Source organism: Streptomyces sp. A01 (assembly GCF_059026195.1).
Window position 1 is genome coordinate 22,375 of record NZ_JBWLKN010000010.1, and the last position, 24,591, is coordinate 46,965.

Annotated in this window: 20 protein-coding genes; 5 read left to right on the plus strand and 15 right to left on the minus strand. The window is 70.2% G+C overall.

Annotated elements, in window-relative coordinates:
* Positions 1-276 precede the first annotated feature (276 nt).
* Complete coding sequence (locus AC5P1B_RS15490; RefSeq protein ID WP_493887695.1) at positions 277-654, minus strand: hypothetical protein; 378 nt, start codon at positions 652-654, stop codon at positions 277-279.
* Positions 655-1,090: 436 nt separating this feature from the next.
* Positions 1,091-2,035, minus strand: coding sequence for a heme o synthase (locus tag AC5P1B_RS15495; RefSeq protein WP_493887696.1), 945 nt, complete (start codon positions 2,033-2,035; stop codon positions 1,091-1,093).
* A gap of 427 nt (positions 2,036-2,462) precedes the next feature.
* Here AC5P1B_RS15495 and tkt point away from each other — a divergent pair, with 427 nt between their 5' ends.
* From tkt to pgl, 5 genes are read left to right on the plus strand one after another with little or no spacing between them, the layout of a single operon-like run.
* On the plus strand, positions 2,463-4,541 hold the full coding sequence (gene tkt, locus AC5P1B_RS15500; RefSeq protein WP_493887697.1) for a transketolase: 2,079 nt from the start codon (positions 2,463-2,465) through the stop codon (positions 4,539-4,541).
* 35 nt (positions 4,542-4,576) lie between these two features.
* A complete protein-coding gene (gene tal, locus AC5P1B_RS15505) occupies positions 4,577-5,716 on the plus strand; it encodes a transaldolase (protein ID WP_493887698.1) in 1,140 nt (379 codons plus the stop codon).
* 3 nt (positions 5,717-5,719) lie between these two features.
* Positions 5,720-7,255, plus strand: coding sequence for a glucose-6-phosphate dehydrogenase (gene zwf, locus AC5P1B_RS15510; RefSeq protein ID WP_493887699.1), 1,536 nt, complete (start codon positions 5,720-5,722; stop codon positions 7,253-7,255).
* Positions 7,252-8,361 carry a glucose-6-phosphate dehydrogenase assembly protein OpcA gene (gene opcA / locus AC5P1B_RS15515; RefSeq protein WP_493887700.1) on the plus strand — a complete coding sequence of 370 codons (1,110 nt, stop codon included), beginning with the start codon at positions 7,252-7,254 and terminating at the stop codon, positions 8,359-8,361. Before zwf ends, opcA begins: the two co-directional genes overlap by 4 nt.
* Complete coding sequence (gene pgl / locus AC5P1B_RS15520) at positions 8,358-9,164, plus strand: 6-phosphogluconolactonase (protein ID WP_493887701.1); 807 nt, start codon at positions 8,358-8,360, stop codon at positions 9,162-9,164. The genes opcA and pgl overlap by 4 nt, the downstream gene beginning before the upstream one ends.
* Positions 9,165-9,781: 617 nt before the next feature.
* Here pgl and pgi read toward each other — a convergent pair.
* The 13 genes from pgi to AC5P1B_RS15585 form a co-directional block, all read right to left on the minus strand.
* Entirely contained in the window at positions 9,782-11,434 is a 1,653-nt protein-coding gene (gene pgi / locus AC5P1B_RS15525) for a glucose-6-phosphate isomerase (protein ID WP_493887921.1), read from the minus strand.
* A gap of 82 nt (positions 11,435-11,516) precedes the next feature.
* Entirely contained in the window at positions 11,517-12,728 is a 1,212-nt protein-coding gene (locus AC5P1B_RS15530; protein WP_493887922.1) for an MFS transporter, read from the minus strand.
* A gap of 493 nt (positions 12,729-13,221) precedes the next feature.
* Entirely contained in the window at positions 13,222-13,557 is a 336-nt protein-coding gene (locus tag AC5P1B_RS15535) for an RNA polymerase-binding protein RbpA (protein ID WP_493887702.1), read from the minus strand.
* Between the two features lie 160 nt (positions 13,558-13,717).
* Positions 13,718-13,948 (minus strand): preprotein translocase subunit SecG, encoded by a 231-nt coding sequence (gene secG / locus AC5P1B_RS15540; protein WP_493887703.1) that lies wholly within the window; start codon positions 13,946-13,948, stop codon positions 13,718-13,720.
* A 155-nt stretch (positions 13,949-14,103) separates the two neighbouring features.
* Complete coding sequence (gene tpiA / locus AC5P1B_RS15545; RefSeq protein ID WP_493887704.1) at positions 14,104-14,880, minus strand: triose-phosphate isomerase; 777 nt, start codon at positions 14,878-14,880, stop codon at positions 14,104-14,106.
* A gap of 5 nt (positions 14,881-14,885) precedes the next feature.
* Positions 14,886-16,097, minus strand: a complete 1,212-nt coding sequence (locus tag AC5P1B_RS15550; RefSeq protein ID WP_493887705.1) for a phosphoglycerate kinase — start codon at positions 16,095-16,097, stop codon at positions 14,886-14,888.
* Between the two features lie 254 nt (positions 16,098-16,351).
* Positions 16,352-17,356, minus strand: coding sequence for a type I glyceraldehyde-3-phosphate dehydrogenase (gene gap, locus AC5P1B_RS15555; RefSeq protein ID WP_493887707.1), 1,005 nt, complete (start codon positions 17,354-17,356; stop codon positions 16,352-16,354).
* 333 nt (positions 17,357-17,689) lie between these two features.
* Positions 17,690-18,688 carry a DNA-binding protein WhiA gene (whiA, locus tag AC5P1B_RS15560; protein ID WP_493887708.1) on the minus strand — a complete coding sequence of 333 codons (999 nt, stop codon included), beginning with the start codon at positions 18,686-18,688 and terminating at the stop codon, positions 17,690-17,692.
* Entirely contained in the window at positions 18,679-19,725 is a 1,047-nt protein-coding gene (locus AC5P1B_RS15565) for a gluconeogenesis factor YvcK family protein (RefSeq protein ID WP_493887710.1), read from the minus strand. Before AC5P1B_RS15565 ends, whiA begins: the two co-directional genes overlap by 10 nt.
* Positions 19,722-20,651 carry an RNase adapter RapZ gene (rapZ, locus tag AC5P1B_RS15570; RefSeq protein ID WP_493887711.1) on the minus strand — a complete coding sequence of 310 codons (930 nt, stop codon included), beginning with the start codon at positions 20,649-20,651 and terminating at the stop codon, positions 19,722-19,724. The genes AC5P1B_RS15565 and rapZ overlap by 4 nt, the downstream gene beginning before the upstream one ends.
* A gap of 2 nt (positions 20,652-20,653) precedes the next feature.
* On the minus strand, positions 20,654-22,732 hold the full coding sequence (gene uvrC, locus AC5P1B_RS15575) for an excinuclease ABC subunit UvrC (RefSeq protein WP_493887712.1): 2,079 nt from the start codon (positions 22,730-22,732) through the stop codon (positions 20,654-20,656).
* A 275-nt stretch (positions 22,733-23,007) separates the two neighbouring features.
* A complete protein-coding gene (locus AC5P1B_RS15580; RefSeq protein ID WP_493887713.1) occupies positions 23,008-23,934 on the minus strand; it encodes a hypothetical protein in 927 nt (308 codons plus the stop codon).
* A gap of 4 nt (positions 23,935-23,938) precedes the next feature.
* On the minus strand, positions 23,939-24,559 hold the full coding sequence (locus AC5P1B_RS15585) for a papain-like cysteine protease family protein (RefSeq protein ID WP_493887714.1): 621 nt from the start codon (positions 24,557-24,559) through the stop codon (positions 23,939-23,941).
* Positions 24,560-24,591: the final 32 nt, after the last annotated feature.

Genomic DNA, 24,591 nt, shown 5'->3' on the forward strand with positions numbered 1-24,591 from the left:
GGTCCTGGCCTGCCGACCGGGCTTCTCGTCCGCGCTCGGTGCCGGTGGCGGCGCCGGGCGCGCTCCCGTGGCGGACGCGCGCTCGGACGCCTCGTCCCACGGGTGGCCTGGGCGGGGCGCCCGCCCGGGTCTCCAGCGCGGGCCCGGCGCCTCAGCGCCGCCGCCGAGCGCGACGAGCCGGCGCTCTGGGCCATCCAGCATCCGCGTCTCCCTGCCCGTGCGGTCTCCGGGCGGTCTAACGTGCGCGGGCCGCGTGAGGTGTCGGTGCCGCGAACGTTACGGGTTCTTCGGGCCGCCCAGCTGCATACCAGCCATCCGTGACCACTCGTAAGGCCCAGTGCGGACCTTCGCGGCGAACTCGCCGCCGAAGTCGTCGTGGACGGTGATCCCGGCGATCTCCACGGCGCGCTTGGCGCTGTCGTAGGAGGGGGCGACGAGGGTGCCCCATTCGCCGTTGGCGCCGACGAGGGCGATCCGGATGGAGCCGCGCGCGATGTGCGCGAGCTGGCCTTCGGCGCTGCCGCCGTGGCTCTTGGCGAAGGCGTCGATCTGCCGGGCCAGCTTCGCCGCCCGGCGTTCGGCCTTGGCGTCGTTGACGGCCGCCCCGGGCGCCGGGTCGGGCGTGCTCTCTTCGGCCTGCTTGGTTTCTGCCATGAGCAGGATGCTACCGATGAGTAGATCAACTGGCGACGGCGCGGGCGCGTGTGCTTGGCCACGCGCGCGGGCGTACAGGCGTACGGGAGGCGGCGCGGGTGCCCGGCGGATCACACGTGCCCGGCAGCAGGCCGCGCATGGAGCCTCCCCAGGCCGCCAGGCCTGGAGGAGAGGCCCTGGCACAGCGAAGGGGCATGCCCTGTCAGGGGCGCGGGGAACTGCGCGACCAGCCACAGCACACCCGCACGCGACGCACGGGCAGGGGCCCCCTCCCTGGCACGATCCGCCGGACACGGCCTACGCGTACGTCGCGCGGAGGAACGCGGCTCGCCGCCACGGCGAGAGAACCGGGACGGCGAGGGTGGGAGGAGAGTGGGGTCTGGCGAGCGAGGCGGCGCGCCGCGCGAGAACGGGCTCGGGGCCGCCGGATGGCGGGCTACCGCAGGAACGGGTCCACGGCCACGGCGACGAACAGCAGCGAGACGTAGGTGATGGACCAGTGGAACAGCCGCATCTCCTTGAGCTTCGCGCCGGTCACGCCCGCCTTGGCGCGCGACTGGAGCCCGTGCGCCTCCTTCAGCCAGAACGCGCCGAGCACGGCCGCGACGAGGGGGTAGAACCAGCCGGTGTAACCGAGCGGCCACAGGGCCAGCGATACCGCCACCATCACCCAGCTGTAGGCGACGATCTGCCGGGCGACCGCCTTGTTGCCCGCGACGACGGGCAGCATCGGCACGCCGACCCGCTCGTAGTCGTCCTTCACCTTCATCGACAGCGGCCAGTAGTGCGGCGGCGTCCAGAAGAAGATGACGAGGAAGAGCACCAGCGCGGCCCAGGAGACCGAGTTGGTCACCGCCGACCAGCCGATGAACACCGGCATGCAGCCCGCGATACCGCCCCAGACGATGTTCTGCGCGGTGCGCCGCTTGAGCCAGATCGTGTACACGACGACGTAGAAGAGCAGGGCGCCCAGGGCCAGTGCCGCCGACAGCGGGTTGACCAGGAAGTAGAACCAGGCGGTGGAGACCACGGCGAGCGTGTAGGCGAAGACGAGGCACTCGCGTGGCGAGACCATGCCGGTCACCAGCGGCCGCTGAGAAGTGCGGTCCATCAGCGCGTCGATGTCCCGGTCGATATACATGTTGAACGCACCGGCACCCCCGGCGGACAGATATCCGCCGACGCAGGTCGCCAGCACCAGCCATAGATCGGGAACGCCCTCAGCGGCCAGGAACATCACCGGAATGGTCGTCATGAGCAGCAGCTCGATGACGCGCGGCTTTGTCAGCGCGATGAACGCCTTGGCACGGGCCCCGAACGGCCGGTGGCTGGGGCGCTGAGTAGGGAGCACCCCCGCAGGACGGGATTCGACGGCCGTCACGCACACCCCTGGTTTAGTGACATCAGCGGCGTGAGCCGCGGCGAGACCAGCAAGCACCGGACATGAAGGTCCGGTAAAGACTTGCGCGTACCACGCCACTCTAGACGTTGCCCATCCTCCGTCCGTCGCCGGGGTCGGGTCGTGTTGAGTGCCGCGCCGGGCGGCGGAGCGGCCGGGAATCCGGTGTGATCCGGGGTTCCGGGAGGCGCGCCCGCGCGGGTGCGGGCAAGGTGGGAACGCGTACCGGCGACAGCAAGGTGACTAACGGGCGACGCCCGGGGAACCCGTGTGGCCAGCCACTCGTCGCGATGTCCACCTGGTGTAGTGATCGAAAGGGTGACCACTGTTCCAGAGGTAGGCTCGGCCGTGCCCGGCGTGAAGAACCGTCACCGGCATTCGACCTTGTGGAGAGGAGCCCTGACTCAGGGTGAGCACCAAGCCGACCACCACAGATCTTGAGTGGACCGAACTGGACCAGCGGGCCGTAGATACCGCCCGCGTCCTGGCCATGGACGCCGTGCAGAAGGTCGGTAACGGCCACCCTGGCACGGCCATGAGCCTGGCTCCCGCCGCTTACCTTCTCTTTCAGAAGTTGATGCGGCACGACCCGGCGGACGCGAACTGGACCGGCCGCGACCGGTTCGTTCTCTCTCCTGGTCACACGAGCCTCACGCTGTACATCCAGCTCTTCCTCTCCGGTTACGGACTGGAGCTGGATGACCTGAAGGCGTTCCGTACGTGGGGCAGCAAGACCCCCGGTCACCCCGAGGTGGGTCACACCACGGGCGTCGAGACCACCACGGGCCCGCTGGGCCAGGGCATCGCCAACGCGGTGGGCATGGCCATGGCCGCCCGCTACGAACGCGGCCTGTTCGACCCGGAGGCGGCACCGCAGTCGTCCCCGTTCGACCACACCATCTGGGCGATCGTCTCCGACGGCGACCTGGAAGAGGGCGTCTCCGCCGAGGCGTCGTCGCTCGCGGGCCACCAGCAGCTGGGCAACCTCGTCGCGCTGTACGACGACAACCACATCTCGATCGAGGGCGACACCGCGACGGCCCTGTCCGAGGATGTGCTGAAGCGGTACGAGGCGTACGGCTGGCACGTGCAGCGCGTCGAGCAGTCGCCGAACGGCGACTTCGACATCGAGGCGCTGTACGCCGCGCTGAAGGCCGCGCAGGACGAGACCTCGCGTCCGTCGATCATCGCGGCGCGCACGATCATCGCCTGGCCCGCCCCGAACGCCCAGAACACCGAGGCCTCGCACGGCTCCGCGCTCGGCGCCGAAGAGGTCGCCGCGACCAAGCGGGTGCTCGGCTTCGACCCGGAGCAGCACTTCCAGGTCGACGGCGACGTCCTCGCGCACGCCCGCTCGGTGATCGACCGCGGCCGTGAGGTCCGCAGCGACTGGGACAAGCAGCTGCTGAAGTGGCGTGACGCCAACCCCGGGCGCGCCGCCGAGTTCGACCGTGTCAGCTCAGGCGAACTGCCCGCGGGCTGGGAGAAGGAGCTGCCGTCCTTCCCGGCCGGCAAGGACGTCGCGACCCGTAAGGCGTCCGGCGAGGTACTGAAGGCGCTCGGTGCTGTGATCCCCGAGCTGTGGGGCGGCTCCGCCGACCTCGCCGGCTCGAACAACACCACCATCGACGCCTCGTCCTCGTTCCTCCCGGCGGACAACCCGCTGCCGGAGGCGAGCCCGTACGGCCGCACCGTGCACTTCGGCATCCGCGAGCACGCCATGGGATCGACCATGAACGGCATCGCGCTGCACGGCAACACCCGCATCTACGGCGGCACCTTCCTGGTGTTCTCCGACTACATGCGCCCGGCCGTCCGACTGGCCGCGCTGATGAAGCTGCCGGTCACCTACGTGTGGACGCACGACTCAATCGGCCTCGGCGAGGACGGCCCGACCCACCAGCCGGTCGAGCACATGTCCGCGCTGCGCGCCATCCACGGGCTGAACATGGTCCGCCCGGCCGACGCCAACGAGACGGCCATCGCCTGGCGCGAGATCCTGCGCCGCCACAAGGACAAGCCCGCGCCGCACGGCCTGGCGCTGACCCGGCAGAACGTGCCGACGTACGAGGCGAACGAGAACGCCGCCAAGGGCGGTTACGTACTGAAGGACGCCGAGGGCGGCCAGGCGAAGGTCATCCTCATCGGCACGGGTTCCGAGGTGCAGCTCGCCGTCGAGGCCAGGGAGCAGCTCCAGGCCGCGGGCGTTCCGACGCGCGTGGTGTCCATGCCGTCGGTCGAGTGGTTCGAGGAGCAGGACCAGGCGTACCGGGACAGCGTGCTGACGCCGACCGTGAAGGCGCGCGTCGCCGTCGAGGCCGGGGTCGGCCTGACCTGGTACCGCTTCGTCGGTGACCACGGGCGGATCGTCTCGCTGGAGCACTACGGCGCTTCGGCGGACTACAAGGTGCTCTACCACGAGTTCGGCCTCACCGCCGACGCCGTGGTGCAGGCCGCCCGGGAATCGATCGACGCCGCAGCGCGCTGACGCCTGTAGTACGACTAGGAGGAGTTGCAATTCTCATGACAGACGCACTCAAGCGCCTTTCCGACGAAGGCGTCGCGATCTGGCTCGACGACCTGTCCCGCAAGCGGATCACCTCAGGCAATCTGGCCGAGCTGATCGACCAGCAGCACGTGGTCGGCGTCACGACCAACCCGTCGATCTTCCAGAAGGCCATCTCCAGCGGCGACGGCTACGAACAGCAGCTCACCGACCTCGCCGTCCGCGGGGTGACCGTCGAAGAGGCGGTCCGGATGATCACGACGGCGGACGTCCGCGACGCCGCCGACATCCTGCGGCCGGTCTTCGACGCGACCGGCGGCCAGGACGGCCGGGTCTCCATCGAGGTGGACCCGCGCCTGGCACACCGTACGGACGCCACGGTCGCCGAGGCCAGGCAGCTCGCCTGGCTGGTGGACCGCCCGAACACGCTGATCAAGATCCCGGCCACCAAGGCCGGGCTCCCCGCGATCACCGAGACGATCGGCCGGGGCATCAGCGTCAACGTCACGCTGATCTTCTCGCTGGAGCGCTACAGCGAGGTGATGGACGCCTACCTGGCCGGCCTGGAGCAGGCCAAGGCCGCGGGCCTGGACCTTTCCAAGATCCACTCGGTGGCGTCCTTCTTCGTGTCCCGGGTGGACGCCGAGATCGACAAGCGCCTTGAGGCGCTCGGCGAAGAGGGCGAGGCGCTGCGCGGCAAGGCGGCGCTCGCCAACGCCCGGCTGGCCTACCAGGCGTACGAGAAGGTGTTCGGCTCGGCTGATGGTTCGACGCCGCCCTCCGAGCGGTTCGCCGCGCTGGACAAGGCGCAGGCCAACAAGCAGCGTCCGCTGTGGGCCTCGACCGGCGTCAAGGACCCCGCCTACAAGGACACCCTGTACGTGGACGACCTGGTCGCCCCCGGCACGGTCAACACCATGCCCGAGGCGACGCTGGAGGCCAGCGCCGCGCGCGGCCAGATCACCGGTGACACCGTGCGTGGCACGTACGAGCAGGCCCAGGCCGACCTCGACGCGCTCGCGAAGGCCGGGATCAGCTACGACGACGTGGTGAAGCTGCTGGAGTCCGAGGGCGTCGACAAGTTCGAGGCGTCCTGGACCGACCTGCTGAAGTCCACCGAGGCCGAGCTCAAGCGCCTTACCCCCACGGAGGCCTGACTCTTGCCTACCTCCGCACGCGGCGATAACCCGCTGCGTGACGCTCAGGACCGACGGCTCCCGCGTATCGCGGGGCCGTCGGGCCTGGTGATCTTCGGCGTCACGGGCGATTTGTCACGCAAAAAGCTGATGCCCGCCGTTTACGACTTGGCCAACCGCGGCCTCCTCCCACCGGGCTTCTCGCTCATCGGCTTCGCCCGGCGGGACTGGGAGGACGAGGACTTCGCCCAGGTCGTCCACGACGCGGTGAAGGAACACGCCAGGACGCCCTTCCGTGAGGAGGTCTGGCAGCAGCTCGCCGAGGGATTCCGCTTCGTACCGGGCGAGTTCTCCGACGACGAGGCGTTCAAGACCCTCAAGACGACGATCGAGGAGCTCGACCAGGAGCGCGGCACAGGCGGCAACTTCGCCTTCTACCTGTCGGTCCCACCGAAGTTCTTCCCCAGCGTCGTCCAGCAGCTCAAGGAACACGGTCTGTCGGAGGGCCAGGGCGACTCCTGGCGGCGCGCGGTCATCGAGAAGCCGTTCGGGCACGACCTGGCCAGCGCTCAGGAGCTCAACCAGGTCGTCCACCAGGTCTTCCGGCCGAGCGACGTCTTCAGGATCGACCACTACCTGGGCAAGGAGACGGTCCAGAACATCCTGGCGCTCCGCTTCGCGAACACCATGTTCGAGCCCCTGTGGAACCGCTCGTACGTCGACCACGTGCAGATCACCATGGCCGAGGACATCGGCATCGGCGGCCGCGCGGGCTACTACGACGGCATCGGCTCCGCCCGTGACGTCATCCAGAACCACCTGCTCCAGCTCCTCGCCCTGACCGCCATGGAGGAGCCCGCCTCCTTCGACGCCAAGGCCCTGGTCACCGAGAAGCTGAAGGTGCTCACCGCCGTCAAGCTCCCCGGCGACCTGGGCAAGCACACCGTGCGCGGCCAGTACACGCACGGCTGGCAGGGCGGCACCGAGGTCTGCGGCTACCTCGAAGAAGAGGGCATCGACCCCAAGTCGAAGACCGACACGTACGCGGCCATCAAGCTGGGCATCGACAACCGGCGCTGGGCGGGCGTCCCCTTCTACCTGCGCACCGGCAAGCGGCTGGGGCGCCGGGTGACGGAGATCGCCATCGTCTTCCAGCGCGCGCCGTACTCCCCCTTCGACACCACGGACACCCAGGAGCTGGGGCAGAACGCCCTGGTCATCAGGGTCCAGCCGGACGAGGGCGTCACCATCAGGTTCGGCTCCAAGGTGCCGGGCACCTCCATGGAGATCCGCGACGTGACGATGGACTTCGCCTACGGCGAGTCCTTCACCGAGTCCAGCCCCGAAGCGTACGAGCGACTGCTGCTCGATGTCCTGCTCGGCGACGCCAACCTCTTCCCCCGGCACCAGGAGGTCGAGGAGTCCTGGCGCATCCTCGACCCGATCGAGGAGTACTGGGACAAGCACGGCAAGCCCGAGGAGTACACCGCGGGGACCTGGGGTCCCAAGGCGGCGGACGACATGCTCGCACGAGACGGACGGAGCTGGCGGCGGCCATGAACATCGACCTCACGGACACCACGTCCAGCCAGATCAACTCCGCCCTGGTCCGGGCGCGGCGGGCGACCGGCACCCCGGCCATCGGCATGGTGCTCACCCTCGTCATCGTCACCGACGAGGGCAACCACTACGACGCGCTCAGGGCGGCGAGCGAGGCCTCCAAGGAGCATCCCTCGCGCATCCTGGTCGTCATCCGGCGCCCAGGGCGCTCACCGCGCGACCGCAAGATCGCCCGGCTCGACGCCGAGGTGCGGGTCGGCGGCGAGAGCGGCACCGGAGAGACGGTGCTGCTGCGGCTGCACGGTGAACTCGCGGGCCACGCCCACTCGGTGGTGCTGCCGCTGCTGCTGCCGGACGCCCCCGTGGTGCTGTGGTGGCCGGAGGACGCGCCGGAGCACCCGAGCGACGACCTGCTCGGCCAGCTCGCGGCGCGCCGCATCACCGACGCGCAGGCCACCGAGGACCCGGTCGCCACGCTCGCCCTGCGGGCCAGCACCTACACCCCCGGCGACACGGACCTGGCCTGGACCCGGATCACCCCGTGGCGCAGCGTGCTCGCGGCGGCGCTCGACCAGAAGCACTCCCCGATCCAGTCCGCCGTGGTCGAGGGCGAGGCGTACAACCCCAGCAGCGAACTGCTGGCGCTGTGGCTCGCCGAGCGGCTCGGCGTACGGGTCGAACGCAGGGTCTCCCAGGGTCCGGGACTGACCGCCGTACGGCTGGAGACCGCCGACGGCACGATCTGCCTGGACCGGGCCGACGGCTCGCTGGCCGAACTGGCCATGCCGGGCCAGCCCGACCGGCATGTCGCGCTGCACCGGCGCGACACCTCCGAGCTCATCGCGGAGGAGCTCCGGCGGCTCGACCCGGACGAGATGTACGCCTCGGCCGTGAAGTACGGCGTGCAGAGGCTGGGCGCCTCCACCGCGGGCAGCGGCAAGGCCGCCCCCAAGTCCGGGGCCCCGGCCGACACCGGTCAGGACACCTCCGGGCAGGGGGCCGCCGGTCAGGACGGCGCCGCGCCCGGTCCCGCGAGTGCCGGAGGTGCCGGGGGCCAGGGAAAGAAGTCGGGCTCAGCGGCGGCGAAGAAGGCGGCGTCGAAGTGACGGCGCCTCAGGTCGTCGTCCACCACGACAAGGAGCTGATGGCCCAGGCCGCGGCGGCGCGGCTGATCACGAAGATCGTGGACGCGCAGGCCACCCGTGGCTCCGCCTCGATCGTCCTCACCGGCGGCCGCAACGGCAACGGGCTGCTCGCCGCGCTCGCCACATGCCCGGCGCGGGACGCGGTGGACTGGTCGCGGATCGACCTGTGGTGGGGAGACGAGCGGTTCCTGCCGGAGGGCGACCCGGACCGCAACGTCACCCAGGCCAGGGAGGCGCTCCTGGACGCGGTGCCCCTCGACCCGGCGCGGGTGCATCCCATGCCCGCCTCGGACGGCCCGCACACCGGCGACGCGGACGCGGCAGCCGCCGCCTACGCCGCCGAACTGTCCACCGCCGCCGCCAAGGACACCTCGTCTCCCCCGGCCGGTGCCGGAGGCGGCCCCGTGCCGTCGTTCGACGTCCTGCTACTCGGGGTCGGCCCTGACACGCATGTGGCCTCGCTCTTCCCCGAACTGCCCGCCGTACGCGAGGCCGAGCGGCCCGTGGTCGGGGTACACGGCGCGCCCAAGCCACCGGCCACCCGCATCACGCTGACCCTGCCCGCGATCCGCGCGGCACGGGAGGTCTGGCTGCTCGCCGCGGGCGAGGACAAGGCGAGAGCGGTGGCCATCGCCCTGTCGGGCGCCGGGGAGATCCAGGCCCCCGCCGCCGGGGCCCGCGGCCAGAGCCGCACCCTGTGGCTACTCGACCGAGCAGCCGCCGGCGAACTCCCCCGCGGCCTGTACCCCCCGTCGTCCCCCTGACGCCCCCCGACACGGCTGCTCCCACCCCGGAGCACCTCCGCCCTCAAGCGCCGGCCGGGCTGACCTCCAGCCCGCCCGGCGCTCCGGCCACTCTCAGAACCCGCCAGGCATCCTCCTGGCCCGCTTCACAGGTTCCGAGCCCGCTCCCGCAGCCTCCCAGCCCGCCGGGCACACTCCTGGCGCCGGGCCCGCTTCGCAGCTTCCCGGCCCGCCGGGGCATCGTCCTAGCTCGCAGGGCACACTTCCCAGCCCGTCCGGCACACTTCATGGCCCGGCGGCGCTGGGGACAAGACCAAGCCCACTTGTGGATGGCTGCGAGCACGTCCCGGACACTCCCGGACCCGTACGCAACCTTCCCAGCCCGACCGGCACACCTCCCAGCCCGTCCGGCGCTTGAGGACAAGACCGAGCCCGCTTGAGGCCACAACACGCCCATCCCGCACCTCCCAGCCCGTCCGGCGCTTGAGGACAAACACCAGCCCGTCCGGCGCTTGAGGACACAACAAGCCCGTCCGGCGCTTGAGGACAACACGCGGGCCCCGGGGGCACCACCAGCACCAGACCGCAGTCCGCGATCCGCAGTCCGCAGCGGAGCCCCCGGTCGGAAACAAAAGCGCTCAACGCCCCCGCATCGCCCGATACTTCCGTACGAGCGCGGCCGTGGACCCGTCAAGCCCCGGCACTTCCTCCCCCGCGACCACCGCGGGTTCGACCCGCTTGGCGAGGACCTTGCCGAGCTCGACGCCCCACTGGTCGAAGGAGTCGATGTTCCAGATGGCGCCCTGCACGAACACCTTGTGCTCGTAGAGCGCGATCAGCTGACCGAGCACCGACGGGGACAGCTCGTCCGCGAGGATCGTGCTGGTCGGCCGGTCACCCCGGAACGTCTTGTGCGGCACAAGCTCCTCCGGCGCTCCCTCGGCCCTGACCTCGTCGGCGTTCTTGCCGAACGCCAGCGCCTGGCTCTGCGCGAAGAGGTTGGCCATCAGCAGGTCGTGCTGCGCGACGAGCCCGGGCAGCAGGTCGTCCACCGGCTTGGCGAAGCCGATCAGGTCGGCGGGGATCAACTTGGTCCCCTGGTGCAGAAGTTGGTAGTAAGCGTGCTGACCGTTGGTGCCGGGCGTGCCCCACACCACGGGCCCTGTCTGCCAGGTGACCGGGTTGCCCTGCCGGTCCACGGACTTGCCGTTCGACTCCATGTCCAGCTGCTGGAGGTAGGCCGTGAACTTCGACAGGTAGTGGCTGTACGGCAGGACCGCGTGCGACTGCGCGTCGTGGAAGCCGCCGTACCAGACACCGAGCAGGCCGAGCAGCAGCGGAACGTTCTCCTCGGGCGGCGCGCTCAGGAAGTGCTCGTCCACGAGGTGGAAGCCCGCCAGCATCTCCCGGAACCGGTCGTGGCCAATCGCGATCATCAGCGAGAGACCGATGGCGGAGTCGTAGGAGTACCGGCCGCCGACCCAGTCCCAGAACTCGAACATGTTGGTCGTGTCGATGCCGAACTCGGCGACCTTCTCCTCATTCGTGGACAGCGCCACGAAGTGCTTGGCGACGGCGTCGGTACCAGCGCGCAGTTCCGTCAGCAGCCAGTCGCGGGCGGAGGTCGCGTTCGTGATGGTCTCAATGGTGGTGAAGGTCTTGGACGCGACGATGAACAGCGTTTCCGCGGCGTCGAGGTCCCGGATCGCCTCATGCAGATCGGCGCCGTCGACGTTGGACACGAAGCCGAAGTCCAGATTCCGGGCGGAGTACGCGCGCAGCGCGTCGTACGCCATGGCCGGACCCAAGTCCGAGCCGCCGATGCCGATGTTGACGACGGTTTTGATCGGCTTGCCGGTGTGGCCCGTCCAGTGACCGGAGCGGACCCGGTCGGCGAAGGTGGCCATCTTGGTGAGCACGGCGTGCACGGCGGGCACGACGTTCTCCCCGTCCGCCTGGATGACCTTGGAGGCCGGGGCGCGCAGCGCCGTGTGCAGCACGGAACGCCGCTCGGTGATGTTGATCTTGTCGCCGCGGAACATCGCGTCACGCAGCTCGGCCACGCCGGTGGCCGCGGCCAGGTCACGCAGCAGCCGCAGCGTCTCGTCGGTCACCAGGTGCTTGGAGTAGTCCACGTACAGGTCGCCGACCGGCAAGGCGTAGCGCTCGCCACGTCCCGGGTCGTTCGCGAACAGGTCCCGCAGACGCACCTCGCCCAGCTGCTCGCGGTGCTTCCCCAGCGCGATCCACTCCGGCCTCTGGTCAAGCCGGACATGGCCTTCAGCGTTCATCTCGGACATCAGTCCTTATCCCTCTCGTCCTTGCACCCCGCCGTGGCCCAACCTAGTTGATCAGGGACAGGTGAAGACGGCATTACGCCCCGTCGGCACCTTGCCGCTCCTCCTCCGCCACCTCGCGCGATACGGGCAGCAACGCCAGCACCCCGCAGCAGAGCAGCGCCGCCGCGAACAGCGCTGGGGTGTTCAGCCCGCAGGCGGCCGCGAGCAGCCCGCCGAGCACGGCGCCGAGCGGAGCACCCCCGATGGACAGCGTGCGGAAGGCCGCACTGACCCGGCCTATCGACGCCTCCGGACTGCGCCGCTGCATCACCGTGATCTCGGTGACGTTCCAGATCATTCCCATGAGACCGAAGACCCCGAAAGCGGCGATGGTGACAGACAGCTCCCGTATCGACCCGAGGGCGACCAGCGCGCCGACCTGGACCACCCCGCACAGCAGCAGCGCCCGGCCCCAGCCGAGCCACCGCGCGGCCCGCCCCGCCACCAGGCCCCCGAGAACGCTGCCGACGCCGTACGCCGTGATGACAGCCGCGTACCCGCCTTCTCCGGCGCCAAGCCAGCCGGTGACGATCAGGACCATGGTGGCGATCAGGGCACCGATGCCGACATTGGTGAGCGTGGTCGACACACAGAGGGTTCGCAGCACCCGGTCCCGCCACAACGTGCCTATGCCGTCGGCGATATCGCGCCGCAGTGTCCGCCCGGACTGGCGCGGCTTCCGCTGTGTCGGGGAGCTCCGCAGCGAGGCGACGAGCACAGCGGCCAGCAGATACGTGCCCGCGTCGGCGAAGTAGGGGGCGGAGAGGGCGATGCCGAGCAGCACCGGCACCAGCGGCGCGCCCACGAACCTGCCCATGACCTCCTGCCCGGTCATCAGCCGGGCGTTGACCTTGCCCAGCGCGTGCGGCGGGACGATGGACGGCAGCAGTGCCGTGGCGGCGTTGTCGAAGACCGTCTGCAGCGTGGTGAGGGCGAAGGCCACGGCGATCAGCAGCCCGATGCCGGCGTGCCCGAGGGCGACGGCCGCCGCGAAGGCGGCCATCAGCAGCCCGCGCACCGCGTCCACCATCCACATCGCCCGCCGCTGGTCCACCCGGTCGGCGATCGCGCCGCCCAGCAGGCCGAACATCAGCCAGGGCAGGAAGCCGCACGCGGTCACGAGGGAGACCAGCAGGGGCGAGTCCGTCAACGACACCGCCAGCAGGGGCAGGGCCGCCCCGCGCAGCGCGTCTCCCAGCCGGGAGATGACCGCCGCCGACCACAGCCGTCCGAAGCCCGCCCCCAGCTCCCCGGACCCACCGGCGTGCCGCCAGGCGGCCGCGCTCGCTTCCGCGCGCCCGCCACTCGTCTCCACATCCCCGCTCACGCCTCGCCCAGGAGTCACAGCGCCCCCTCCCGCTCACCTGACTGCGACCTCACCGACGTTATCGCCACCCACTGACAACGCCCGCGGCCACGACGAAGGCCCGGCCGCGCCTTCCTTCCGGAAGGGCTGCCGGGCCTGGTCAGTGCTGACTGTCCACCGTGCTCACGGGGCCGTGTCACAGCTGGTGCCCCGGTGGGACGCCGAGGCTGAGACGCCCCGACGGCACCGCCTGTCGCGGTGCGGGGCGCGCGCTACCGCATGCGGTACCGAGCCGCGCCATTCCCCTGGGGGACACCGAGCGTGCGGCACTGAGGCGTGATGCCACCCACCCCGTGCGCCGGGTGAAAAGGGCTGCGAAACGAGCGCGGCGCGGAAGACGGACCGCGCCGGAGAACCAAGGGAGCGAAGGCCGCTAGATCTCGCCGCGGAGCTTGGCGAGCGCCTCCGCGAGGATCGCCTCACCGTCGGCGTCGCTGCGCCGTTCCCGCACATACGCCAGGTGCGTCTTGTACGGCTCGGTGCGCGGCGGGTCCGGCGGACTGTCCCGGTCCTTACCAGCTGGGAAGCCGCAGCGGGGGCAGTCCCAAGTCTCCGGGACCTGCGCGTCGCTGGCGAAGCTCGGCTGTGTCTCGTGCCCGTTCGAGCACCAGAAGGAGATGCGGAGGCGCGGCGCGGACTCGCCTCGCTCAGCCTCCCCCATCGGCCCCGCTCCGACCCGACTTCCTCGGATCGCGTTGCCACTTGCCACGGTTGTAACTCCCTGCGTGATGGTGCCGCGAAGCATCCGTTAGGCGGCTCCGCTGCCGGGCGCCCCAGTCTATGTAAGGCCCAACGCGCGTCCAGTGACAGGAGTTACACCCGCCCCCGAGGACGCAAGCCCCATAATAGGCCGCGCTTGCGACGGAGCGTCAGCTATCCAGCTTCATCAGCACGCCCAGCACGACAATGCATACGAACCACAACAGACCGACCACGATGGTGATGCGGTCAAGGTTACGTTCGGCGACCGAGGACCCGCCGACAGATGACTGCATTCCGCCACCGAACATGTCGGACAAGCCGCCACCCTTTCCCTTGTGCATGAGCACGAGCATCATCATCAGCGCGCTGAAGATGATGAGGGCGATAGAGAACCCCATGACCACGGCTGGACCAACTCTCTCGGACGCAAGAAATCTGAAAACGATCTGGTGAATCTGTTCTGACCCGATGAACGCTGTCGGGGCCGGACAGCGCGTTCACGCCGGTCCCGGCCCCGACAGAGTACGACGGGGCGGGCCCGTCGTCATAGCTGCTACTGGTCGCGGAAGCGGACGATCTTGACAAACTCGTCCGCGTCGAGTGCCGCGCCACCGATCAGCGCGCCGTCCACGTCCGGCTTGGCCATGATCGCCGCGATGTTGCCGGACTTCACGGAGCCGCCGTACTGGATGCGGACCTTGTCGGCCAGCTCCTGGGTGTACAGCTTGGCAAGACGCTTGCGGATGGCCCCGCAGACCTCCTGGGCGTCCTCGGGCGTGGCGACCTCGCCGGTGCCGATGGCCCACACCGGCTCGTAGGCGATGACGACCGACTCGGCCTGGTCGGCCGGTACGTCCTTCAGGCCCCCCTCCACCTGCGCGAGGGTGTGCGCCACCTGGTTGCCCGCCTTGCGCACGTCCAGGCCCTCACCCACACACAGGATGGGGGTGATGCCGTGCTTGTACGCGGCCTTGACCTTGGCGTTGCAGATCTCGTCCGTCTCGCCGTGGTACTGGCGGCGCTCGGAGTGGCCGACCGCCACATACGCGCACTTCAGCTTGGAGAGCATCGGGCCGGAGATCTCACCGGTGTACGCGCCGGAGTCGTGCGCCGAGATGTCCTGGGCGCCGTACTTGATCTTCAGCTTGTCGCCGTCGACCAGCGTCTGCACCGACCGGAGGTCGGTGAACGGCGGCAGCACCGCGACCTCGACCGTGTCGTAGTCCTTCTCGGCGAGCGCGAAGGCGAGCTTCTGGACATGCGCGATGGCCTCAAGGTGGTTGAGGTTCATCTTCCAGTTGCCCGCCATCAGCGGGGTACGGTCACTCACGGTGTTCAGTCCTCCAGTGCGGCAAGGCCGGGGAGCGTCTTGCCTTCGAGATATTCGAGGCTGGCGCCGCCACCGGTCGAAATGTGGCCGAAAGCGTTCTCATCGAAGCCCAGAATGCGCACAGCGGCGGCCGAGTCCCCGCCACCCACGACCGTGAAGGCGGAGGTGTCGAGGAGCGCCTGGGCGACGGCCTTGGTGCCGTCGGCGTAGTCGGGGTGCTCGAAGACGCCCATCGGCCCGTTCCAGAAGATGGTGGCCGCGTCGGCGAGCTTCGATGCGTACAGCTCGCGGGTCTTGGGGCCGATGTCCAGCCCCTCCTGGTCCGCCGGGATGGCGTCGGCGGCCACCGTCGTCGGGTTCGCCGGAGCCTTGGTCTTCAGGTCGGGGAACTCCGGCGAGACCAGCACGTCCACCGGCAGCACGAACTCCACGCCGCGCTCCTTGGCCCGCGCCAGGTACTCGCGTACGACGGGGACCTGGTCCTCCTGAAGCAGCGAGATGCCGACCTCGTGGCCCTGGGCCTTGAGGAAGGTGTACGCCATGCCGCCGCCGATGAGGATGCGGTCGGCCTTCTCCAGCAGGTGGTCGATGACGCCGAGCTTGTCGGAGACCTTCGCGCCGCCGAGGACCACGGCGTACGGCCGCTTGACGTCCTCGGTGAGCTTCTTGAGAACATCGACCTCGGTGGCGATCAGCCCACCGGCCGCGTGCGGCAGCCGGGCGGGGAGGTCGTACACCGAGGCGTGCTTGCGGTGCACGGCGCCGAAGCCGTCGCCGACGTACACGTCCGCGAGCGCGGCGAGCTGGTCGGCGAAGGCGGCGCGCTCGGCATCGCCCTTGCTCGTCTCACCGGCGTTGAAGCGGAGGTTTTCCAGCAGCGTGACCTCGCCGTCGCCGAGAGCGGCGACAGTGGCCTTCGCGCTGTCCCCCACCGTGTCGGTGGCGAACGTGACGTTCTTGCCGAGCAGTTCCCCGAGCCGTCCGGCGACCGGGGCGAGCGAGTACCGCTCCTCCGGAGCGCCCTTGGGGCGGCCGAGGTGGGAGGCGACGATCACCTTGGCGCCCGCCTCGGCGAGCTTGGTGATGGTCGGGACGACGGCACGGATGCGGCCGTCGTCGGTGATGGTGGCGCCCTCAAGCGGCACATTGAGGTCGGCGCGGACAAAGACCCGCTTGCCCGCCAGTCCGTCCTTGCTGAGGTCGTCGATCGTCTTCATGCTTCCTGGACTCCTTGAGTCTCCACTGTGAGCCTGCACGGAACAGGGCCCGGACAACGCGCCGTCGCGTCACCCGAGCCCTGTCCTCAACACATCGCGGTGTCCCGGCGGCTTGGGGCACCGCCCAGCGGTAGCTGTGGTGCGGACACCTCAGCGTTAGCTGGGGCAGGGCCACCGCCCAGCGTCAGCTGGGGTGGGGGCACCTCCCAGCGTTAGCTGGGGTGGGGGCACCTCCCAGCGTTAGCTGGGGGAGATCAGAGCTGGCCGCCGACGAACGTGGTCAGGTCGACCAGGCGGTTGGAGTAGCCCCACTCGTTGTCGTACCAGCCGATGACCTTCACGCTCTTGCCCTGGACCATCGTCAGGGAGGAGTCGAAGGTGCAGGACGCCGGCCAGTTGACGATGTCCGAGGAGACGATCGCGTCCTCGGTGTACTCCAGGATTCCCTTGAGCTGACCCTCGGCCGCCTTCTGGAACGCGGCGTTGACCTCGTCCTTCGAGACCTCACGCTCAAGCTCGATCACCAGGTCGGTGACGGAACCGGTCGGCACCGGGACGCGCATCGCGATGCCGTCCAGCTTGCCGGCGAGCTCCGGGATGACCAGCGCGGTGGCCTTGGCGGCACCCGTGGTGGTCGGAATGATGTTCTCCGCCGCGGCGCGGGCGCGACGCAGGTCGGAATGCGGGAAGTCCAGGATGCGCTGGTCATTGGTGTACGCGTGGACCGTCGTCATCATGCCCTTGACGATCCCGAAGTTCTCCAGGAGAACCTTGGCCATCGGCGCCACACAGTTGGTGGTGCAGGAGGCGTTGGAGATGACGTGGTGGTTGGCCGCGTCGTACTTGTCCTGGTTGACGCCCATCACGATGGTGATGTCCTCGTTCTTGGCCGGAGCCGAGATGAGGACCTTCTTGGCGCCAGCCGCAAGGTGCTTGGCGGCATCGTCACGCTTGGTGAAGATGCCGGTGGACTCGATGACGACATCGGCGCCGAGCTCGCCCCACGGAAGGGCGGCCGGGTCGCGCTCAGCCATCGTCTTGAATGTCTGGTTGCCCACCGTGATCGTGTCGGCGGTGTGGCTGACCTCCTGCTTCAGACGACCCAGGATGGTGTCGTACTTGAGCAGGTGCACCAGGGTGGCGTTGTCGGTCAGGTCGTTGACACCGACGATCTCGATGTCCGCGCCTTGCTCAAGGAGCGCGCGGAAGTAATTGCGACCGATACGGCCAAAGCCGTTGATGCCTACGCGGATCGTCACGAACCGATCTCCTCGTTGGTGTGCCGGTCTGGACGCCGGCGAGCTGTATGGGATGTCCCCGACCGCCTTTGACCCTACCTCCTGCACGAGACGCACGTGACATTGACAGGGGGCTGGGCGACAGTCGGGGCGGGGCATAGCACAGGTGTCCCGCGACCACTATGCGGCGGTCGGCACTGCTCGTGCGAGGGGCTGCCGGGCGGGCCGCGACGTGCGTGCGCGGGGGTCCGGGATGGCGTCCGGCGGGCGCCTGGAAGCACACTGGCCGGTCAGCGCCAGGGCGGTTCGTCAGCCGTGCGGCTGATCAGCCGCATCAGCTGGTTGACCGGCGCGTCAGCCGACCAGCCCGTCGGCCATTTCCTCGCCCATGTCGGCCAGATTCGACTCCGTGCCGGGCAGGCCGAGGTCCTGGGCCCGCTTGTCGGCCATGGCCAGCAACCGGCGGATACGGCCGGCGACGGCGTCCTTCGTCAGCGGCGGGTCGGCGAGCGCGCCCAGCTCCTCCAGCGACGCCTGCTTGTGATCCATGCGCAGCCTCCCCGCGGCGGCCAGGTGCTCGGGCACCTCCTCGCCGAGGATCTCCAGCGCACGCTGCACACGCGCGCCCGCGGCGACGGCGGCCCGCGCGGAGCGGCGCAGGTTGGCGTCGTCGAAGTTCGCGAGCCGGTTGGCGGTGGCCCGCACCTCGCGCCGCATCCGGCGCTCCTCCCAGGCCAGCACCGACTCATGGGCGCCGAGCCGGGTCAGCAGCGCGCCGATGGCGTCCCCGTCCCTGACGACCACCCGGTCCACGCCGCGCACCTCGCGCGCCTTCGCGGCGATCTGCAGCCTGCGGGCGGCGCCGACGAGCGCGAGCGCGGCCTCGGGTCCCGGACAGGTCACCTCAAGGGAGGACGAGCGTCCGGGCTCGGTGAGCGAGCCGTGCGCGAGGAAGGCGCCGCGCCAGGCGGCCTCGGCGTCGCACGTCGCGCCGGAGACCACCTGCGGGGGCAGGCCCCGGATCGGGCGGCCGCGGCCGTCGACCAGGCCCGTCTGCCGCGCCAGCTGGTCACCGCCCGCCACGACCCGCACCACGTACCTGCTGCCTCTGCGCAGCCCGCCAGGCGCCATGACCACCAGGTCGGAGGCGTGCCCGAAGATCTCCAGGATGTCCTTGCGCACCCGGCGGGCGGCGATCCCGGTGTCCAGCTCCGCTTCGATCACGATGCGCCCGCTGACCAGGTGCAACCCGCCCGCGAACCGCAGGATCGCCGAGACCTCCGCCTTCCGGCAGCAGGTCCGGGTGACGGGAAGCCGGGAGATCTCATCCTTCACCGCTGCCGTCATCGCCATGGGCCGATCCTTCCATGCATCCGAAAAATACGGTCATACGCGGCGGCCAACAGCTCTGGGTCGTGCCTGGCTGAGCCTTCCCCGGTGTCCTGCGGGGGAAGGCACCCAGGCGCGGCCACAGGCGCCAGCTCGACCGTGCCGCCGAGCCGCGCTGCGGCCTTCCGGAGGGTGTCGCGATCGGGCACGGCGGCCTCGTCGGCCAGCACCACGTCCAGGGCGAGTTTAGGGGCGTGTCGGGCCAAAACCTCCAAATGACGCTGCGGGGAGAAGCCTTCTGTTTCGCCGGGCTGTGGTGCGAGGTTCAACGACAGCACCCGCCGGGCCTTGGTCTCGATCAGCGCGTCCAGCAGCTCCGGCACGAGCAGATGCGGTATCACCGAGGAGAACCAGGAGCCGGGCCCGAGCACCACCCAGTCCGCGTCGAGCACCGCGGCCACGGCCTCGGGCACGGCGGGCGGGTCGTTGGGAACCAGGTGCACGGACTGCACCTCGCCCCGGGTGAGCGCGACGGTGGCCTGCCCGCGCACGGTGGAGATCTCCTCCGGAAGCGCCGGGTCGTGGCCCCGTACGAGCGCCTGGAGCTCCAGCGGAACGGCCGACATGGGCAGCACCCTGCCATGCGCCCCCAGGAGCCTGCCGACCCACTCCAGCGCCTTCACGTGGTCGCCCAGCTGTTCCCACAGGGCGACGATGAGCAGGTTGCCCACGGCGTGGCCGTGCAGCTCGCCCTCGCTCGCGAAGCGGTGCTGGATGACGCGCGCCCAGGTCTGTCCCCAGTCGTCGTCGCCGCACAGCGCGGCCAGGGCCTTACGCAGGTCACCGGGGGGCAGCACGCCCAGCTCGTCCCGCAGCCGGCCGCTGGAGCCGCCGTCGTCGGCGACGGTGACGACGGCGGTCAGGTCGCCGGTGATGCGGCGCAGCGCGGCGAGCGAGGCGGACAGCCCCCGGCCGCCGCCGAGGGCGACGACCTTGGGCTGTGCGCCACGGGTGGTACGGGCTCCGACCAGACGCCGGAACCGCCGGGAACGGATCGTCACTCGCGCCCCATGTCCCGGTGCACGATGACGGTCTCCACGCCCTCCGCCGCGAGCCTGGCGGCCAGCTTCTCCGACATCGCCACGCTGCGGTGCTTGCCGCCCGTACAGCCGACGGCGATGGTCACGTAGCGCTTGCCCTCGCGCCGGTAACCGGTGGCGATGAGCTGTAGCAGCTCGGCGTACCGGTCGAGGAACTCCTTGGCGCCCGGCTGGTTGAAGACGTAGCCGGAGACCTCCTCGTTGAGTCCGGTGAACGGCCGCAGCTCCGGCACCCAGTGCGGGTTGGGGAGGAAGCGGCAGTCCACCACCAGGTCGGCGTCAACGGGCAGCCCGTACTTATAGCCGAACGACATCACCGTCGCCCGCAGCTCCGGCTCCTCGTCGCCCGCGAACTGGGCGTCCATCTTGGCGCGCAGCTCGTGCACGTTGAGGCTGGAGGTGTCGATCACCAGGTCGGCGTCGCCTCGCAACTCGCGGAGCAGGTCCCGCTCGGCGGCGATGCCGTCGACGATCCGGCCGTCGCCCTGGAGCGGATGCGGGCGGCGGACCGACTCGAAGCGGCGCACCAGCGCGTCGTCGGACGCCTCAAGGAACAGCACACGGCGCTTGACGTGCTTGGCCTGGAGATCGGCGAAGGACTCGCGGAGGTTGTCGAAGAAGCGGCGGCCACGGACGTCCACGACGACCGCGATACGCGCCACATTGCCCTGCGAGCGAGCCCCGAGATCCACCATGGTGGGGATCAGGGCGGGCGGCAGGTTGTCCACGACGAACCAGCCAAGATCCTCCAGGCACTTCGCGGCGGTGCTGCGGCCCGCCCCCGACATCCCAGAGATGATCACCAGCTCGGGGATGGCCGCCGCTTCGGTGGCCTCTCCCGTCGTGCCCGTACTCACCTGTGCTTCATCTCCATCGATCTCATTCATCGTTACTGCCCCCGTTCCGATGATGCCGCCGTGGAAGCGGCGTCATCCTCCATGATCTCTCCTGTGGCGGTATTCACCGCCGGAGCGGCCGGAGCCGCCTGTGCGAGGGCCCCGGCGACCGTCTCGGCCGTCTTGCGGCCGATGCCGGGGACCTCGCAGATCTGGTCGACCGTCGCGGCGCGCAGTCGTTTGAGCGATCCGAAGTGCTTGAGGAGGGCCCGCTTGCGGGTGTCCCCCAGCCCGGGCACCGCGTCCAGCGGTCCGGCCTTGAAGCTCGCCGCCCGCTTGGTGCGCTGGTAGGAGATCGCGAAGCGGTGTGCCTCGTCACGGACGCGCTGCAGCAGATACAGCCCCTCGCTGCTGCGGGGCAGCACGACGGGGTCGTCCTCGCGGGGCAGCCAGACCTCTTCGAGGCGCTTGGCGAGCCCGCAGACGGCGACGTCGTCTATGCCCAGCTCGTCGAGGGCCCGCTGGGCGGCGGCGACCTGCGGCTGCCCGCCGTCCACGACGACGAGCTGCGGCGGGTAGGCGAAGCGGCGCGGCCTGCCATCGTCCTCACGGGCGGGGTCCACCGGCTCCGGGGCGGGGCCGGACTCCGGGCCGGAGTCCGCTGTCCGCCCGGGCGGACCGGTCTCCTGCGTCTCCCCGGCGTCTCCTTCCTCACCCCACTCGCCCGTCCGCTGCTTCTCCTGCACATAGCGGCGGAAGCGGCGGCCGATCACCTCGTGCATCGACCGGACGTCGTCCTGGCCCTCGAAGGACTTGATCTGGAACCGGCGGTACTCGCTCTTGCGCGGCAGTCCGTCCTCGAAGACCACCATCGAGGCCACCACGTCGTCTCCCTGCAGGTGGGAGATGTCGAAACACTCGACGCGCAGCGGAGCCGTCTCAAGACCCAGCGCCTCAGCGATCTCCTCCAGCGCCCTGGACCGGGTGGTCAGGTCGGAGGCGCGCTTGGTCTTGTGCAGCACCAGGGCCTGCTGGGCGTTGCGCGCGACGGTCGCCATCAGGTCCTTCTTGTCGCCGCGCTGCGGTATCCGCAGGGAGACGTTCGCCCCGCGCCGCTCGGTGAGCCACTGGGTGACCGCGTCGGTGTCGTCGGGGAGGACTGGGACCAGCACCTCCTTGGGCACGGCGTCGCCTCGCTCCTCCCCGTACAGCTGCTGAAGGGCGTGCTCGACGAGCCCGGCGGTGTCCACGGCCTCGACCTTGTCGGTGACCCAGCCGCGCTGGCCGCGCACCCGCCCGCCCCGGACATGGAAGATCTGCACGGCGGCCTCCAGCTCGTCCTCGGCGACCGCGATCAGGTCGGCGTCGGTGGCGTCGGCGAGGACGACGGCGTTCTTCTCCATGGCGCTCTTGAGCGCCGCTATGTCATCGCGGAGCCTGCCCGCCTTCTCGTATTCCATCTCTTCGGCGGCCTCCTGCATCTGCCGCTCCAGACGCCGGATGTACGCGCCGGTCCGGCCCGCCATGAAGTCGCAGAACTCGTCGGCGAGTTCCCGGTGTTCCTCGGCCGTCACCCGGCCCACACACGGGGCGGAGCACTTGCCGATGTATCCCAGCAGGCAGGGGCGGCCGATCTGGGCGGAGCGCTTGAACACCCCGGCCGAGCACGTCCGTACGGGGAAGACCCGCAGCATCAGGTCGACCGTCTCGCGGATCGCCCACGCGTGCGCGTACGGGCCGAAGTAGCGCACGCCTTTCCGCTTGGGGCCGCGCATCACCTGGACGCGGGGGAACTCCTCGTTCAGCGTGACGGCCAGTGACGGATAGCTCTTGTCGTCGCGGTATTTGACGTTGAACCGCGGGTCGAACTCCTTGATCCACGCGTACTCCAGCTGGAGCGCCTCCACTTCGGTGGAGACGACGGTCCACTCGACGGCGGCGGCCGTGGTGACCATGGTGCGGGTACGCGGATGGAGGTTCGCCAGGTCCTGGAAGTACGACGAGAGCCGCTGGCGCAGGCTCTTCGCCTTTCCTACATAGATCACCCGGGCGTGCTGGTCCCGGAACTTGTAGACCCCGGGCGAGTCGGGGATCTGTCCCGGCTTGGGTCGGTAACTGCTGGGGTCGGCCATGGTCACCACCCTACTGGCGGGGGGTGACAGTCCGGCCGCTGCGGCGTGCCAGGCCCGGCCCGGAGCGCGCCGTCCGGCCACCGGCGCGCGCCCCGTCCCGCCTCGCCACCAGCACGTCCGCCGCCGCACGCGAAGCGTCGCGACGGTGCGTAGCCGTCCGTACGCCGACCGGCCCCGGCGCGTCTCCGCACCGGGGCCGGTCCCATCCTCTGGCCTCAACGGTCTCGGCAGCCTCTACGGCCTCCGCAGCCCCGTGGGCTTCAGTACTTCACGGGTCAGCGGCGCCGCAGCCGCACGGCCGCCGCTCCGGACAGGCCGAGAGCGGTGAGCGCGGCGAGCGCGATGAGCGCGGACGTCCCCGTCAGCAGACCCTCGTCGGCGGAAGGCGAGGTGGCAGCGGTCTGGCGGCCGCCGTCCCGCGCGTCCCCGCTGACGTCCTCGGCACTCAGCGACCCGGCGGGAGCTGAGCCTCCCGGCTTCTCGGCGTACCCGCCGGCCTGGCCCTTCTTGGCGTAGTCCGAGCCAGGCAGCTTGTCCGCGTACGCCTTGTTGACCCGCTCGCGGTACGCGTCCACGCTCGTGCCGCGTGCGCCGATCGCGCGGGTCGCGTCGGAGTCCAGCGGCAGGACGCGGGCGCCGCGCTGCACGTACCAGGCGTCGATCTGCGGCTCGCGGAAGACGGTTCCGCCGCCCAGCTTCTTGGCGCCCTTGGCCGCGTAGTACGTCTCGTCGGAGCCGGTGGCGATGTTGACCACCTTCCAGCTGCCGCCGGTACGCGCCGCCCACACCGACGCCACCTGGCCGTCGGTGGCCACCGCCTTGCTGGCCAGGAACTCCAGCTTGGCGATGGGCGCGTCACTCTTCCCCGAGGCGTCGGCCACGAAGTCGCGGGAAAGGGTGTAGACGGGCACCGTCGCGCCGTCGATACGCGGGTCGGCCTTCGCCTTGCTGACCGCGCCGTCGCGGGCGAAGAAGCGCGAGAGGGTGTTCAGGGTGCTGGGTGCCGCGCTCGCGTCACGGGCCGCGTCGACGCTCGCCGCGGCGGGCGCCTTGGGGGCGGCGGGGGCCTCGGCGGCAGCCGCGTGCGGCGCGCCCGCCAGCAGCGTGGCGGCCACGGCGGCGACGGTGACGGTCGCCGCCCGTACACGGGACCGTCGGGAGGTGAGTGCGGCTGTCTGCCGGGGAGTGTGCTTGGCGGTCATGACCTCACGCTCCGATCTTGTAGAGCGAGTGGGTCCAGGAGAACTCGTTGTTGTCCACGTACCAGTTGTGCGAGGCCCAGTTGTAGCGGTCGTTGTTCGGCCACGGGTCGCCCCAGTAGACCCAGCTGCTCGCCGTGTCATAGCCGTAGATGACGTGCATGTGCCCACCGCCCGAGGACCACTGGATGCGGGTCTCGATGGGGCGCTGCGCGTTGATCTCATTCTGCACGGTGGCGTACTGCAGCCAGCCGCTGACGTACGAACCCGGGGATATCCCAGCCCAGCGCAGGCCCGTCTGCACATTGCCGAGCGTCGCCTGGTTGTTGGGGCATTCGGTGCCCTGCTGGCGGTTGAAGGCCGCGTTGCAGAACTGGTTCTGGCTGTACTTCTTGCCCATCCAGGTGGCGATGGTGTTGCCCGCGGCGGCCCAGCACCAGTTGCTCTTCTGCTGCGCCTGCATGGTGATGTTCAGCCGGTTGGCACCCAGCGCACTCCGGGTGTCATCGGGAGCGGCCGTGGCCGTCGCCGCGGGGGCCGCGAACAGCGCGGCCAAGGCGAGCGCCGCGACGGACAGCCGTCTGCCGTTCGGTCGCCGCGAGCGGCGTGGTCGTATGAAGTGGGGCATGGCGTTCCTCCCAGGGGCGGGGGGTTGGGTGG

Coding starts and splice junctions, on each gene's coding strand:
- AC5P1B_RS15490 (WP_493887695.1), bottom strand. CDS start 654: ATGGCAGAAACCAAGCAGGCCGAAGAGAGCACGCCCGACCCGGCGCCC.
- tal (WP_493887698.1), top strand. CDS start 4,577: ATGACAGACGCACTCAAGCGCCTTTCCGACGAAGGCGTCGCGATCTGG.
- opcA (WP_493887700.1), top strand. CDS start 7,252: ATGAACATCGACCTCACGGACACCACGTCCAGCCAGATCAACTCCGCC.
- pgi (WP_493887921.1), bottom strand. CDS start 11,434: ATGAACGCTGAAGGCCATGTCCGGCTTGACCAGAGGCCGGAGTGGATC.
- secG (WP_493887703.1), bottom strand. CDS start 13,948: ATGGGGTTCTCTATCGCCCTCATCATCTTCAGCGCGCTGATGATGATG.
- AC5P1B_RS15550 (WP_493887705.1), bottom strand. CDS start 16,097: ATGAAGACGATCGACGACCTCAGCAAGGACGGACTGGCGGGCAAGCGG.
- whiA (WP_493887708.1), bottom strand. CDS start 18,688: ATGGCGATGACGGCAGCGGTGAAGGATGAGATCTCCCGGCTTCCCGTC.
- rapZ (WP_493887711.1), bottom strand. CDS start 20,651: ATGAATGAGATCGATGGAGATGAAGCACAGGTGAGTACGGGCACGACG.
- uvrC (WP_493887712.1), bottom strand. CDS start 22,732: ATGGCCGACCCCAGCAGTTACCGACCCAAGCCGGGACAGATCCCCGAC.
- AC5P1B_RS15580 (WP_493887713.1), bottom strand. CDS start 23,934: ATGACCGCCAAGCACACTCCCCGGCAGACAGCCGCACTCACCTCCCGA.
- AC5P1B_RS15585 (WP_493887714.1), bottom strand. CDS start 24,559: ATGCCCCACTTCATACGACCACGCCGCTCGCGGCGACCGAACGGCAGA.